The sequence below is a fragment of the Psychrobacter sp. UBA6739 genome (genome assembly GCF_002453835.1).
Lineage (GTDB): Bacteria > Pseudomonadota > Gammaproteobacteria > Pseudomonadales > Moraxellaceae > Psychrobacter > Psychrobacter immobilis_A.
This window is the reverse complement of record NZ_DKHR01000038.1, coordinates 12,826-28,219: the sequence shown is the minus strand read 5'-3', so window position 1 is coordinate 28,219 and position 15,394 is coordinate 12,826. Positions and strand designations below refer to the sequence as shown.

Annotated in this window: 13 protein-coding genes; 7 read left to right on the top strand and 6 right to left on the bottom strand. The window is 43.4% G+C overall.

Annotated features, from left to right (window positions below; translation table 11 throughout):
• The first annotated feature begins 229 nt into the window (after positions 1-229).
• A complete protein-coding gene (locus B2575_RS09360; protein WP_296241579.1) occupies positions 230-1,273 on the top strand; it encodes an NAD(P)H-dependent flavin oxidoreductase in 1,044 nt (347 codons plus the stop codon).
• A gap of 25 nt (positions 1,274-1,298) precedes the next feature.
• Here B2575_RS09360 and B2575_RS09355 read toward each other — a convergent pair whose 3' ends face one another.
• Positions 1,299-2,003, bottom strand: coding sequence for an aspartate/glutamate racemase family protein (locus B2575_RS09355; RefSeq protein WP_296241577.1), 705 nt, complete (start codon positions 2,001-2,003; stop codon positions 1,299-1,301).
• A 259-nt stretch (positions 2,004-2,262) separates the two neighbouring features.
• On the opposite strand from B2575_RS09355, the gene B2575_RS09350 reads away from it, so the two are divergent.
• Complete coding sequence (locus tag B2575_RS09350; protein ID WP_045442930.1) at positions 2,263-2,517, top strand: DUF2798 domain-containing protein; 255 nt, start codon at positions 2,263-2,265, stop codon at positions 2,515-2,517.
• Between the two features lie 430 nt (positions 2,518-2,947).
• Here B2575_RS09350 and oppF read toward each other — a convergent pair whose 3' ends face one another.
• The 5 genes from oppF to B2575_RS09325 all read right to left on the bottom strand — a co-directional run bounded on the left by oppF (position 2,948) and on the right by B2575_RS09325 (position 9,083).
• Complete coding sequence (gene oppF, locus B2575_RS09345; protein ID WP_296241575.1) at positions 2,948-3,976, bottom strand: murein tripeptide/oligopeptide ABC transporter ATP binding protein OppF; 1,029 nt, start codon at positions 3,974-3,976, stop codon at positions 2,948-2,950.
• Between the two features lie 3 nt (positions 3,977-3,979).
• On the bottom strand, positions 3,980-5,185 hold the full coding sequence (oppD, locus tag B2575_RS09340) for an oligopeptide ABC transporter ATP-binding protein OppD (RefSeq protein WP_296241573.1): 1,206 nt from the start codon (positions 5,183-5,185) through the stop codon (positions 3,980-3,982).
• A gap of 12 nt (positions 5,186-5,197) precedes the next feature.
• Positions 5,198-6,103, bottom strand: a complete 906-nt coding sequence (gene oppC, locus B2575_RS09335; protein WP_060490135.1) for an oligopeptide ABC transporter permease OppC — start codon at positions 6,101-6,103, stop codon at positions 5,198-5,200.
• A 90-nt stretch (positions 6,104-6,193) separates the two neighbouring features.
• On the bottom strand, positions 6,194-7,114 hold the full coding sequence (gene oppB, locus B2575_RS09330; RefSeq protein WP_045442924.1) for an oligopeptide ABC transporter permease OppB: 921 nt from the start codon (positions 7,112-7,114) through the stop codon (positions 6,194-6,196).
• Between the two features lie 301 nt (positions 7,115-7,415).
• On the bottom strand, positions 7,416-9,083 hold the full coding sequence (locus tag B2575_RS09325) for an ABC transporter substrate-binding protein (RefSeq protein ID WP_296241568.1): 1,668 nt from the start codon (positions 9,081-9,083) through the stop codon (positions 7,416-7,418).
• A gap of 857 nt (positions 9,084-9,940) precedes the next feature.
• Here B2575_RS09325 and B2575_RS09320 point away from each other — a divergent pair.
• The 5 genes from B2575_RS09320 (at position 9,941) to B2575_RS09300 (ending at position 15,097) form a co-directional block, all read left to right on the top strand.
• Positions 9,941-10,993, top strand: coding sequence for a DUF2157 domain-containing protein (locus tag B2575_RS09320; protein ID WP_296241567.1), 1,053 nt, complete (start codon positions 9,941-9,943; stop codon positions 10,991-10,993).
• Positions 10,986-12,194, top strand: coding sequence for a DUF4401 domain-containing protein (locus tag B2575_RS09315; protein WP_296241565.1), 1,209 nt, complete (start codon positions 10,986-10,988; stop codon positions 12,192-12,194). The genes B2575_RS09320 and B2575_RS09315 overlap by 8 nt, the downstream gene beginning before the upstream one ends.
• Positions 12,191-12,871, top strand: coding sequence for a GDYXXLXY domain-containing protein (locus B2575_RS09310; RefSeq protein WP_296241563.1), 681 nt, complete (start codon positions 12,191-12,193; stop codon positions 12,869-12,871). The genes B2575_RS09315 and B2575_RS09310 overlap by 4 nt, the downstream gene beginning before the upstream one ends.
• Positions 12,872-13,026: 155 nt before the next feature.
• Positions 13,027-14,004 carry a zinc-binding dehydrogenase gene (locus B2575_RS09305; protein ID WP_296241561.1) on the top strand — a complete coding sequence of 326 codons (978 nt, stop codon included), beginning with the start codon at positions 13,027-13,029 and terminating at the stop codon, positions 14,002-14,004.
• Between the two features lie 85 nt (positions 14,005-14,089).
• Positions 14,090-15,097 carry an oxidoreductase gene (locus tag B2575_RS09300; RefSeq protein ID WP_296241560.1) on the top strand — a complete coding sequence of 336 codons (1,008 nt, stop codon included), beginning with the start codon at positions 14,090-14,092 and terminating at the stop codon, positions 15,095-15,097.
• Positions 15,098-15,394 lie beyond the last annotated feature (297 nt).

The following is a 15,394-nucleotide window of genomic DNA, read 5'->3' as shown; positions in this document are numbered from 1 at the left end:
TCTTTTATTCTGGATTAACTATATTAGCAATAACATTAATAGAGAAATGCTAGGATTAGCGGGATTAAAAAGTATTATAACTTTATTTAGTTTATTTGATGCTATATTTTAATTACAAACTCACCCTTCCTATTCAGCAACTAAATAAGCACTATCCAACACGCTCTTTATCCTGTTCTGTTAAAGTAAGTGAGATAAAAAATCTAATAGAACAAAAAGGAAGCCCGTCATGACCTTACTGAATACCCTTAATCTGACCCACCCCATCGTGCAAGCACCGATGGCAGGCGCAACCACCCCTGAGCTGGCAGCGACAGTGAGTAACTTTGGTGGACTGGGTTCATTGGGATCGGGCATGACGCCGCCAGAGGTTTTGCATAGCCATATTGACACCATTAAATCGCTCACTGATCGCCCTTTTATGATCAATCTGATGGTGCTCTCTGAGCAGGACTCCACGACCTTTGATACCGAAATCCCTGCTTGGCTAAGTCATTACTATCAAGAAAACAATATCGAATGTGCGCTACCTGAACGCCCAGCGCTAAGCTTTGCAGATCAACTACAAGTGCTCTACGACAATCCAGTCGCCGTCGCTAGCTTTACCTTTGGTATTATTAGCGCCAAGCAAGTTCAGCATCTACAAGGTCTAGGCACGCGCGTCATCGGTACTGCCAATCATCCATTAGAAGCAAAAGCATGGAGCGATATTGGTGCTGATGCGGTATGTGTGCAAGGGGTCGAAGCGGGTGGGCATCGCGGTGGCTGGCTCGCGCAAAGTGAAACCGATCCATTGGGATTATTGACGCTGATTAGTCAAACGCGCGCGTGTACCGATATTCCATTAATTGCAGCAGGTGGCATCATGGCTGGGCAAGACATCAAAGCGGTGCAAACGGCTGGCGCTGAGCTGGCGCAAATCGGAACGGCGTTTTTGACCACAGATAAATGCGGCATTAATGACATTTATAAGCAAGCGCTACTCGACGCTAGTGAAGATAAGCGCAGCACTGAGACACGCTTAACGAGACTGTTTTCAGGTAAACAAGCTCGTGGTTTATTAAATGATTATTTGCGTGATTTTGCTCGCTTTGAAAGCGCGCATGAGCTACCGCCCTATCCACAATTGAATGCGATGACCAAATTTTTGCGTGGTCATGCAACCAATAATCTTGACCCGGAGTATCAGTCTTTATGGGCAGGACAAGGCGTCGCTTTGGTCAGACAAGAGCGCACGATTGAGTTACTAGAACGCTTGGTCAAAACGTTATAGGCTTAAATATTTTTATTAGTCCGCGCTACTCTAATAAAAAATCCACCGCTGCCGCTGCATGAATCAAAGTGGTATCAAATACGGGAATGGGGCTATCTGCTTGTTTAATGAGCAGTCCCATTTCTGTACAGCCTAAGATGACGCCCTCTGCGCCTTGATCTGCTAAATCTTTAATCACCTGCTGATAATACTGGCGCGAGCTGTCTTTAAATTCACCGACGCACAGCTCTTTTTTGATAATTCGATGTACCTCTGCTCGTGCATCACTCTCTGGTATCAACACTTGAAGCCCTGCATCTACCAAACGCTGCCTATAAAAATCTTCCGTCATCGTAAACTGAGTGCCCAGCAAGGCAATTTTAGACAGATTCTGTTTTTTGATGGCGGCAATAGTGGCATCAGCGATATGAATAACAGGTAAATGCGTCGCGGCTTGCACATCATCGAGTAATTTATGCATCGTATTAGAGGCAATCATGAGCCCTTGTACGCCAGCGGCTTGCAAGCGCTGCGCACTGCTGGTCATGATTACACCCAGCGCTGCCCATTCATCTTGCTCTTGGTGCTTATTGATCAACGCAAAGTCCACGCTATGTATGAATAAATCTGCTGAATGTAATCCACCCAGCTTATCCTTGACACCCTCATTTATCAGCCGATAATAGCTTTCGCTACTCTCCCAACTCATACCACCGATGATGCCCAATGTTCGCTGCTTGTGCACGGTCATTTTATTGCCTTATTTGTGGGTTGTAATCGATTTTATCGTAGCAAAATTAATCATCTTTAGTTTGTTATTTTTTGGGAATTTTATTTTTATGCATGAGACAACAGTCATTAAAATATAACGAATGTCGCCATTGATAATAACGATTTTATCCACTTATCAACATACGATATCATGGTTGGTAATGACGACTCATGACGCTACGCAACATCGTTCATCGTTCATCAAACGCCACCATCACCATGTAGGACACCTCCACACTATGGCAAAATTCCCTACCATCAGAATACGCACACGGCGCAAGTACTACCGGCTTATTTTTACCTTTTTAATGGCACTGCTGATGTCCACGATTATCTCAACTGCATTACTACTGATCAATGTAGGATTCGTCGATGGGTTCTTTATCACGCTGTTTCACTCATGGAAATATGCCTTTATAGTCGCGTGGCCGAGCGCTTATATTTGTGCCTATCTCATCCAAGAGCATTTGCTCAGTCGTATTGAGTTTTATTGAACCAGCTAGAAGTCAAAGTATGAGAATGCCATGATGAAGCATTGCTGTGAGTTGATGGTAAATCATCATGCCGCTATGAATTAAGAAATCCGTGGTCGTATACACAGCCTTGCTGAAGGTATTTTATGCCAAGATAAAAGGGTATTTTTTGATTGGATATTAGGCACGTTGAGTCATCTTATGATAAGTGACTGGATCTGGATAAGAGGCTTTAATGACCTTCCTAATTACTCCCGTAATAAGTCAATCTCCAAGCTCACCATCGTGGTCAGCTAACAATATTACTTAATCAAATGACTATTGATATCGGTGAGATTGATTGATGCTAACTCCTGACGTTTAAAACCAATGAGTAAAAGTATTAGATTGTATTAAGAGCATTTGAATAAGTCCGCCTGCTTTTAATACAGTCAATACTCATAAACCACTTTTAGGCCACCTCGACCTTGTTCTTTAAACAAGCCACTCGGTGATTTATAGTGCCTTCTAACACGGGCTTAATCTGTGCGCACTCTACATCAGCTAGTGGGCAACGGGTGCGAAAAACGCAACCTGACGGCGGATTGATTGGACTGGGTAAATCACCCTCTAATAACTGAATGACCTTACTACGTTCAGCAATAGGGTCAGGTAGCGGTACAGCAGACATCAGTGCTTTGGTATAGGGATGAGTCGGATTGCCGTATACGGCTTTGTTCAAACCCAGTTCGGCGGCGTTGCCTAAATACATGACCAAGACTCGATCAGCAATGTGCTTAATCACAGAAAGATCATGGGCAATGAAAATAAGCGCTAACCCCATCTCTTCTTGCACATCTTGCAATAAATTAATGACCTGCGCCTGAATCGAGACATCAAGGGCGGAGACTGGCTCATCACAGATAATAATTTTGGGCTTTAATATCAGTGCTCGAGCAATGCCTATTCGCTGGCACTGACCACCTGAAAACTCATGCGGATATCGGTTAATTTGATTGGACAGTAACCCCACCTTTTTCATGATGGCGCGTACCTCGTTTTGCACCTCAGGCTTCTTCATTTCAGGATAATAAGTGCGAAGAGGCTCGGCGATAATATCCCCTACAGTCATGCGCGGGTTAAGTGATGCTAGCGGATCTTGGAAGATCATTTGAATGTCTTTTCGCTTTAATCTCATGGTCTTTTGGGACGCACCAACCATCTCTTCATCACAAAACTTGATACTGCCAGAGTCAGCTTGTATCAATCCGATGATAGTACGAGCGAGTGTTGATTTGCCGCAGCCTGATTCGCCCACCACCCCTAAAGTCTCACCAGCAAATAGCTCAAACGATACCCCATTAACTGCTTTTAGGGTGACAGGCTTCTGCCAAAAGTAAGTGCCTTTTTGTTTGATATTAAAGGTGGTATGAATGTCCTTTACTTGCAATAACGGTGCTGGGTTATTGCTTCTGGCGCTATCTAAATTCTGTGTCATCATGAGCTAGCCCTCCATCCCTGATTGATTATTGGCATCGATATCTGCTGAGCTATCTAGTGAGTGATCAACGGGTATTTCCGGGTGCCAGTGACAAGCGCGTTGACGCTCGTTCGGTAGAAATTCCAGCGGTGGCGGTGTATCACGGCAGATTTCCATAGCATGAGAACAGCGCTCATAAAAAGGACAGCCTGAAGGCAAATCTAATAAATTTGGTGGACTACCTGGAATGGTTTCAAGCTTGCCCATATCGTTATCTAAACGCGGAATCGCTTTTAGTAGCCCGATAGTATATGGATGACTTGGGGCATAAAAAATCTCTTCAGTCTCTCCATACGCCATGGTACGCCCAGCATACATCACTAGTACTCGATCACAGATACCTGCTACAACTCCCAAATCATGAGTAATCATAATAATGGTGGTGCCAAAGTCGCGTTTTAGCTCGTTTAATAGAACCATAATCTGTGCCTGAACAGTAACGTCGAGCGCGGTGGTTGGCTCATCAGCAATCAACAGCTTAGGGCGACATAATAATGCCATCGCAATCATAACCCGCTGACGCATACCACCTGAGAACTCATGCGGATACATGCCAATACGGTTCTTGGCTTCTGGAATCTTAACCGCGTCTAGCATTCGTATGGATTCGGCCCAAGCGTCTTTTTTACTCATGTCTTTATGTAAAATCAATACTTCAGCGAGCTGGTCGCCTATCTTCATATAAGGATTTAATGAGGTCATCGGATCTTGGAAGATCATCGCGATCTGCTCGGCGCGAATTTTATTTAGTGCTTTTTGTGACAATCCTATTAGCTCATTACCCTCAAAGCGTACCGAACCTTTGGCATAACCGTTATTTGCCAGCAGCCCCATAATAGCAAATGCTGTCTGCGACTTACCTGAACCAGACTCACCAACAATACCTAAGGTTTCGCCTTCATGTAGGTTAAAATTTAAGCCATTGACCGCCGTTACTAGACCCTCTTCGGTCGTGAACTGTACCGATAAATCTTTGACTGCTAACAAGGTATTTTCTGCGTTAGGTGGCTTATCGAGCGCTGAATCAGTACCTATATTAAAGGTAGTAGACTCTATTTTCTCAGGAGCACTAGGCGCGTTGGCGGCGTTATGAATCTTTTGAGTTGCTATGTTTTTATCTTCCATACTTTTACCCTCCATGCTTTTATCCTTCATACTTTGGTTTTTCATGATGTCACCCTCTTAGCGGTCTTTAGGGTCAAATGCATCACGCAGACCGTCGCCAATAAAGTTAAAGCAAAATAAAGTAATGACCAAAAAAGCTGAGGGAATCAAAATCTGCCAAGGTGCTACCTGCATGGTTTTTGAGCCTTCTTGCAACAGCGCTCCCCAACTGGTCATCGGCTCTTGAACACCAAGTCCCAAAAAGCTTAAAAATGACTCAAACAAAATCATCGTTGGCACTAATAAAGAGGCATAAACCACCACCACCCCGAGTACATTGGGCACGATATGGCGTAAGATAATATTGAAGCCTGATACGCCGCCTACGTGCGCAGCTTCGATAAACTCTTTACTCTTCAGGCTTAGCGTTTGCCCGCGAACGATACGCGCAACATCCAGCCACGATACCAGTCCAATCGCCACAAAGATTAAGATAAGGTTACGACCAAAGATAGTGACTAATAAAATCACAAAAAACATAAAGGGGAAGGCACTTAAAATCTCTAATACGCGCATCATCACGGTATCGACTTTGCCACCAAGATAGCCTGACGTTGCACCGTATATCGTACCGAAAATCACTGCAACCGTAGCACCGGCGACGCCTACCATCAAGGAGATACGACCACCTACTGCGGTTCGCACTAACAAATCACGACCGAGTGAATCAGTACCAAAGTAGTGCTTATTATCGATGGCTGGCGCGGACTGCATAAAGTTCCAGTCGGTTTCGGCATAACCAAAAGGTGCTAACATCGGCACAAAAATGACGAAAGCAGCCACGAGTAGCAAGATAAAAAGACTGGCTACGGCGGCCTTGTTGCGATAAAAACGGCGCTTAGCATCTTGCAAAAGGCTGCGGCCTTTGATTTCCTGAGCCCCTATTTCTGCTAGGTCAGTTGTCTGGTCTGCGGTAAGGCTCATAGTCGTCCTTTTAATAATCTATTTAGCATAATAATAATGAATGATCCCTATCAAACCGTATTGGAATGATAATGCGCTTAAATGGTCGCCTTAATACTGAATCTTTGGATCAATTACCGCGTATAAAATATCGACGATAGCATTAAAGGCAATGGTCAATACCCCAACTAAAATCGTCAAACTAAGCACTACCCCATAATCACGATTGAGTGCGCCGTTAATGAATAACTGTCCGATACCAGGTAAACCAAATATAGTCTCAATCACAATAGAGCCTGTGATAATACCGACAAAGGCTGGGCCCAAATAAGAGATAACGGGTAGTAGTGCGGGTCTCAGTGCATGCCTCATCACAATTTGACGCATCGGCAAACCTTTCGCCTTAGCCGTTCGGATATACTGGCTATTCATCACCTCGATCATCGAGCCGCGCATGATACGAGCAATACTCGCAACATAAGCGAGCGCTAAAGCGGCGACTGGTAATACAAGGTTTTTGAGTGCCCCATCATTCCAGCCACCAGCTGGTAGCCATTGCAAAATAATGGCAAAGATCAGCACTAATAATGGCGCTTTAACGAAGCTTGGAATCACAACGCCTGTCATAGCAAAGGCCATCAGTACGTAGTCTATCCATGAGTTTTGCTTAAGGGCTGCGATAACACCGAAGATAAGTCCTAAGACCAATGCCAATATAAAAGCGTACAGACCCAACTCCATAGAGACAGGAAACGACTGCGACAACAACTCGTTAACCGTATAATCTTTATACTTAAAAGACGGTCCAAAGTCGCCTACCGCTAGCTGCTTTAGATAATTAACATACTGTAGCCACATAGGATCGTTGAGATTGTATTTGGCCTCGATATTTGCCAGTACCGCAGGTGGCAAGCTACGCTCACCCGTAAACGGACTGCCTGGCGCCAAACGCATCATAAAAAAGGAGACCGTGATCAATACAAATAAGGTCGGAATGGCCTCTAAGATACGCCGAAAAATCAGTTTTAGCATAATGCCTCTTTTATAATGATGCTTATTTTTCAGCTAAATTAAAATGAGATAACTAGCACGAACCTAACGCCCAGTTATCACTCAACTAGCAATATTCAATGACTTGGTTTTAAATAAAATATTGATAATCGTTGTTTATAAATAACAAAAGTTTCATCTAACACGCCTAATAAGAGTGGCCGTGAAAAATGAAACTAATGGCGCTATCAGCGTTATTTGATAAGAGCGATAAATGAAACCAGCTGCTTTTACCGCTCTCAGACATTCAATCGATAGAATTATTCAGCGATCAGTCAAACGATTAGTGCTTAGCAATTGAGAGATTTTTTACCTGCCAATTGTCTAATATATCCTTAGTTGGAAACCCAATGACATAAGGTTTTACTAGACGCGGGCTGACGTAATGATAAATGTTAAGTAAACCCATATCTTGATCGAGCTGAGCTTCAGCTTGCTTGTATAGATTGGCACGCTGCTCAGGGCTAACGCCAGCTTTCAGCGTTTGCGCCATTAAACTGTCAAAGTTAGCATTATTGTATTTACCGTAGTTGCCACTATTGTCAGATTTGGCAATATTTAAGAAAGCTGACGCTTCGTTATAATCACCACACCAGCCAGCACGCGCGATTTGATAATTACCATTACGGCGAGTATCCAAATAGGTTTTCCATTCTTTATTGGTCAAAGTCACATCGACGAAGCCGAGCGCTTGCTTCCATAGTGAAGTAGCCGCGACCGCAGTCTTTTTATGATTGTCATTGGTGTTGTATAGCAGCTCAAAAGTCAGTGGATTGCTATCGCTATAGCCTGCTTCAGTGAGCAGTTTTTTGGCCTCAGTAACCCGCTTTTCTTGATCCCAAGTCGACCATTCTGGACTATTTGCAATATCGCCATTGGTGGCAGGGGGTGTCAACTGATAAGCGGCCGTCTGTCCTTGACCGATAACTTTATCCGCAATGGTGTCGCGGTCCAAAGCTAAGGCTAAAGCGCGGCGTACGTTGGGATCGTTGAACGGTGGCTTGACCGTATTAAACTCGTAATAATAAGTACAAAGATAAGGAGATACGGTTAGCTGATCGCCCACTTGCTCTTTAAGCGAAGCGAACTGCTCGGTTGGAATCTCATTGTAGGTCACATCGATTTCACCCGCCTGATAGCGTGCGACGTCAGTCGTACTAGAAGGAATCGGCAGGAAAGTGACGGTATCGATAGTCGTATTGGCATCGTCATAATAAGAAGCGTTGCGCGTTAAAACGATTTTGTCGTTAATTTGCCACTGGGTAGGCTTGTAAGGACCGTTAACCACGATGTTCTCAGGAGCTGTCCACTTATCACCAAAGGCTTCAACGGTCTTTTTATGAACGGGCTTGACTGAATTATGAATCAACATATCTGGGAAATAAGGCACGGGCTCTGATAACGTAATTTGCAAAGTTTTATCATCGATAGCCTTTACGCCAAGGGTTTCAATGCCAGCCTTACCATCAACGATTTGATCAGCGCCTACTATTTTGGCATCGACCAAATAGCTTGAATACGGCGACGCAGTATTTGGATCGACCAAGCGGCGCATACTGTAGACAAAATCCTCTGCCGTTACTGGATCATCATTTGACCATTTAGCATCGCGCAGCTTAAAGGTCCATACTTTATTGTCTTCGCTTTCCCAACTGGTTGCCATTGCTGGAATGGTCTTACCTTCGGCATCCGTATTGGTTAAACCTTCTAACATCTGGCGGCCAAGGGTAGATTCTGGTACCCCCGATACTTTGTGTGGATCAAGTGATTCAGGTTCGGTACCGTTATTGACGACGAGCGCTTGAGTATCAGCCAGTACATTAGGATCAACGGCAGCTGCTTGGCTGTCAGTGCCAGACTTATCGCTACTACAGCCAGTCATAGACATGGCGAGCGCAAGAGAGGTAGGCAAAAATATAGAGGACAAAAAGTGATTAGGAGTGCGCATCATATAATAGCTATCCTTGCTGGTCAGTGGCTGGGCGGATCAACTAAATAGTAGTGATTCGAGTTAATATATCCGTATATTGACTATGTTTATTAACAATACTTTAACTAACTATTGGTCATATTGTAGACAACTATTAGTAATTAAAAACGATACAAATGTCAATAAGTTTTAATTCCTCCCCGATACTAACAAGCAAAATAAGGTTGCCGTCAAAGCAGTTTCGACGACCAAAAATCAGATGAGATTACTATTACTTTAGTAATTTTTATAGCTACTTATTACCTTTCATCAGCAATATGCTACCGCTCATTCGAAGCCTGTCTTATTACTACAAATTTCAGTTTCTAAATCACTAATTATCACTGTCAAGTGAATGAAATCAATGCTATCAAGCAATAAAACCCTAGTAGATATGATGAATTTTATTTATAAGACTATTGTTAATAACTAATCACACACTAGAATTTTTAAGCCTATGCTGATGAATAATAGTGTGGTATTTTCGACACTCAAAACTAGACCTATTCGCTATTCAGAATCGTGCAACTTTTTCATTTTTGCAATTACTTATTTTTGTAATAGCTGAGTAAGATCATGATAAAAATCACTAAATTTAGAATAAACACCTATCAATATCACTATTAATTCCTTTTTATAAAGCTAATAACGCTGATCTTTTGATGAAACTTTGATTGTATAGTCGCGTGGCCGAGCGCTTATATTTGCGCCTATCTCATCCAAGAGCATTTGCTCAGTCGTATTGAGTTTTATTGAGTAAAAAACTATAAACTTTAGTACACCTGCCTCTCACAAAAAAGCTAAGATAAGCAACATCATTTTTTTATTTAGAGGACGCTATGAGCCAACCACGGCGTACTATCGAGCATTTACTCAAGCAAGGCATACTGCCATTGACGCATGCCAACGATGCAGCGATTCATTTGCAAGTCTATCCTAACAAACGCTCATGGCTGGTCTTTTTTGATAAAGCCATGCTGATTATTGGGGCGGTCGCGCTGGTATTATCACTGGTATTTTTTATTGCCTATAACTGGATAAATATGGGCAAAATGGGCAAGTTCGCTTTGGTCGAAGGGGCCTTGGTTGTCACTATTGCCTTGTACGTTGCACTGTCTTTTAGGCGACGGTTTCAGCTTATTCGCCAATTATTATTGCTTATTGCTAGCATGATTACGGGCAGCTTATTGGCGCTATTTGGGCAGGTTTATCAAACGGGTGCTGATACGTGGCAGCTGTTTTTCGGTTGGGCCGTATTGATTATTCCTTGGGTAATCATCGCCCGCTTCCCTGCGCTTTGGTTGTTATGGTTGGGGCTAATCAATACTGGTCTCATCCTATATTTCGGCGTTACGGACTTTGCCTTTGCTAGCTATTTTTATGAAGGTGTCTTACAAATAGGCGTGCTTGCCGCTGTTAATTTTGTGGCGCTAAATTTTTGGCTCGCGTTTATCGACCGTCAGCCACCATCAGTCACACGCAGCCGATTTAAGTCCGAGCTGGATTGGAGCGCTTATGTCGTCGGTTTACTCAGCAGCTATTTTATTACTTACCTTGCCATTCTTTGTGTCTTTGATGACACCAATATTTTAATGACGCTGATCGCTTTGCTGCTATGGATGAGCTGGTGCGGATTTATGGTTTGGCGATTTTATTGGTATCGCATCAATCTATTAATGCTGACCTATTTATGTGGCTCTGTCATTGTCGTGGTGATGTTTTGGGCGGGTAAGTTGTTTTTAGACAATTTTGATATGGGTGGTTTTCTCATCTTAGCCCTATTATTGATTGGCATGAGTTCAGCGGCGGTCGTTTGGCTGCGTCATGCGGCACGTTTAAACAGCGAAAACAACCGCCCCAGTGCTGTCGTCAAAGGAGGTAATTATGAGTAATGATATGAATAATCAACACTCGGACAATGTCCTTTTACAGCTGCAACAGCTTGGATTGATTGATTGCAATGTGATTGATGCCCGTACTGGTGAGACAATTGCTAAGGCAACGATAGCGAATAATCACTCTCAAAACGATATTCCTTGGTTTATACAAATACTTTTTGGTCTCAGCGGTATTGTAGCGAGTCTGTTTCTAATCGCCTTTCTGTCTTTGTTATTGTTCGGCATCGATGGCTTTGATAGCGTGATTGCCTTGTTAATTACAGGTCTAGTACTCAGCGCGGCGGGTTCTGTGCTATTTAGAAATAAACAAAGCCGTGATAATACCTTTATCAGTAGCCTAGCCTTGGCTATTAGCTCGGCTGGGCAAGCCTACATTGCCTTTGCGTTATTTGATAATAATTTGTCGCATCCTATAGATGTTTGGCTATTTTTACTTGTACAAATTGTTATGACGGTCATTATGCCCAACCGAATCTATCGCCTATTGGGTAGCATAATGACGCTAGGTTTGACGGTTTATTTGCTTAACTATTATCATCTACCTGAGCTCAGTTTGGGGCTATTGGCACTGATTGCGATTGGCAGCAACTTATCACGCTATTCTCTATTGCAGCGTATACCCAGTAAATGGCGAGCGGATGTTTTTGATATTATTAAAGCCATTGGTTACGCCAGTGCGCTGATGCTGTTGTGCGTTTCTGTGTACTTTATCGCGGCTGAACATAGTCATAGCCTTGCTACTTATTATGGCGACACTTTTCGCTACAATTACTATTTGGCGCAAGGGTTGCTTACACTTGCCAGTCTTTATGCCGCTTATCTGATTCTAAAACGTTACGACGTTAAATTACTATCGGCAGCGGGACTCTTCATTGGTGGTGCGATTGTATTGCTTGGGATAATATCGATTTACGTCTCAGGACTGCTCGCGACCAGCCTTATCATCGTCATTGCGATCGCCAATAGCCAACGAGTGCTATTAGGTTTGGGCGTCACCGCCTTGGTCAGCTATGTATTTTGGTATTACTATCAGCTCGATACTTCGTTGCTAATCAAATCTCTCTCAATGCTAATCGTCGGACTGACCATGCTGATGGGGCGTTGGCTATTGATTAAACGCTATTTCGCTAACTCCCTTATCAACGATACTGATTTGACAATGAGCGCCAACGATCGTCAGGAGCGCCTATCATGAAAAATAAAATTTTGACTAAGCGCTTGATTGATGACACGTCACCATCCACGCATTGGCTAAAAAAACGAGCCGTTACCATCACTGTTGCCTTACTTGGGTTAGCACTGATATTGGTCGTAATGACGATGAATATCATCAAATACGAAACCCATCTCACCACTGGCAAAACAGTATTATTAGCGCTGGCACCTGTCGATCCACGCGGTTTTATGCAAGGCGATTATATGGCGTTAAGCTATGCGCTAGAGCGCGATATTTTTGATGCCATGCGACCAAAGCACCCTCATTCAACACAAGACGAATTAGGCTCAGAACTAGATGTAGAATTAGACGAGCTTGATACAGATTTTCGTATTTATGAGCCAAGCGACGGTTATGTCATTGTGAAAATCGATGACAATAATGTGGGGCATTTTGTCCGCTTAGCTGATAGTAATAGTCGTGAAGAGTTAACTAAAAGTGAGCTGCCCATTTATTACCGCGCCCGTAACGGCAGTGTGCAATTGGCGACCAATGCGTTCTTCTTTCAAGAAGGTCATGCTGAGGCGTTTGAAGCGGCTGAATATGGTCTGTTTCGCGTCAATGACAAAGGCGAGCCATTACTCACAGAGATGGTAGACGGTGATTTTACAGTCATCGTCGGCGACTTAAGCCAAGAGGATAAAGCCTCTCAGTAGACGTTCACGCTGTGACTTATCATGCATTACTACTCATGCTTTACTACACGCGATACGTGCAACGCATAACATTCCTTAACTAAAGTAACATTGAGGGTACGGAGTCAAACTTGTTACTGTTGCTCACAACCTAAAAATAAATAAAGGCAATGATTATGCGTAGCGCAACTTATAGTACCTTCGGTAAACCATCTGACGTCCTCAGTTTAGGTGACACACCTATTCCTGAACCAAAAGCCAATGAAGTCCGAGTCAAAATGGTACTCGCCTCTATCCACAACCATGACTTATTAACCATTCGCGGTCAATATGGATTTAAACCTGAACTGCCAGCGATTGGTGGTAGCGAAGCGGTCGGCATTATCGATGCCGTCGGTCAGGACGTCAAAGACTTAAAAGTTGGTCAGCGCGTGGCAGCGGCGAGCGTACAAGCGACATGGGCAGAGTATTTTGTCGCCTCAAAAGACATGGTATTTGTCATGCCTGATAGCTTAGAGGACGAAATGGCGGCGCAGCTCATTGCGATGCCACTCAGCGCGCTGATGTTGATTGAGTTTTTAGCACTAACAAGCGGTCAGTGGGTGATCCATAATGCTGCCAATGGCGCGGTCGGCAAATCGCTCGCCATGCTAGCCGCCGCGCGTGGTATTAACACCATTAATGTCGTGAGAAGTGACGATGCTATCAAGGAATTAGACGCACTGGGTATCAAACATAATATCAACACCTCAGATGACGACTGGAAAGACCAAGTAAAAGACATCCTTGGTGATGAGAAAATCAGTGCCGCGGTTGATTCTATCGGTGGTGAGTCGAGTAATGATCTGCTGGCGTTACTGGGTCATGGTGGCACATTGGCATCGTTTGGCATCATGTCAGGCAAACCAATGGTACTAGATCCAACCCATATTATTTTTAAACAAGCGACGATCAAAGGCTTTTGGGGCAGCAAAATCAGTCAAGAAATGAGCGTTGAAAACAAACAGCGATTGATTGATGAGTTGATCGAACGTGCTAACAATGGCAATTTAAAACTGCCCGTTGAAGCGACGTTTGATTTGGCAGATATCGTCAAGGCCGTCGATGGCAAATTGCAGGCAAGTAAGAATGGTAAGGTGTTGTTAAAAGCATAAATTATTGCCTTACATACATCGATGTAGTTGCAAATAATGTACGTGCAAATAAAGATACACACCAAACAACCTCACTAGGAATAATATGATGTCTAATAATAAAACCTTTAAAGCCTTAGTCGTCGAAGAAAATACCGACGGCACCTTTAGCAAAAGTATTCAAGAACGCAACATCAGTGACTTGCCAGAAAATGACTTGTTGATAGAAGTGCATTATTCATCGTTGAATTTCAAAGATGCGATGTCGGCATCGGGCAATAAAAGAATCACCAGACAATATCCGCATACCCCCGGTATTGATGCAGCAGGCGTCGTTATCAGCGACAAATCAGGCATGTTTACCACAGGGCAAGAAGTATTGGTATTTGGCTATGATTTGGGCATGGATACGGATGGCGGTCTGGGTCAGATAATCTCTATCCCTGCCGATTGGGCATTGCCCTGCCCAGAAACGCTGACGTTAAAAGAAGCAATGACTTACGGTACGGGCGGCTTAACCGCAGCACTCAGTATCCAAAAATTAGAAAAAATGGGTGCAAAACCCAGTGATGGTCCAGTCGCGGTAACTGGTGCAACGGGCGGCGTAGGTACAATCAGTATCGCTATCTTAAAGCAGCTTGGCTATGAAGTGATTGCATTCTCAGGTAAGCCAGAGCAAAGCGAGCATTTAAAAGAGCTTGGAGCGAGTGAAGTGCGTCATCGCGATACCATCAATGAAATCGATAACAAGCCTATTGGTCGTGAACTGTGGGCAAATGCCATTGATACCATTGGCGGCGACTACTTACCAAACCTGCTAAAGCAAACCAAATCTGGCGGTGCGGTGACCAGTTGTGGCCTAGCCAGCGGCGCTGAGTTTTCGATGTCAGTGATACCTTTTATCACCCGTGCGGTGTCACTATTGGGTATCGATTCGGTCTATATTCCACTGGCTGACAAAGAAGCTATTTGGAAACGTGTTGCGACTGATATGAAACTGCCTAATCTAGAGAGCTATGGTGAAGAAATTACACTAGAGCAAACGCCAGAATACCTAGATCGCTTTATGTCTAGCAAAGTGGTTGGACGTTATGTGGTGAATGTGAAGGGGTAGTTAGCATTTGGTTTAAAACTAATTTTCATAAAAAAAGCAGCATCTCTTTTGAAATGCTGCTTTTTTAAAGTTAAAAAATTAATAGAATAACTACCAACTACTTATATGCCTTTGATAGCTATGTAATTTTTTATAGTGATTACATTGGATATATAATATACAATATTAGAAATATGCATAATAAACCTCTTGCATAAGTCATCGCTAGCCCTTATAACTCCCTCAGTGGAAGTCAATGAACTGGTACTTTTGCCAGAGGTCTAATAGACTTGAGACCTTTATATATTTCACTTCAGT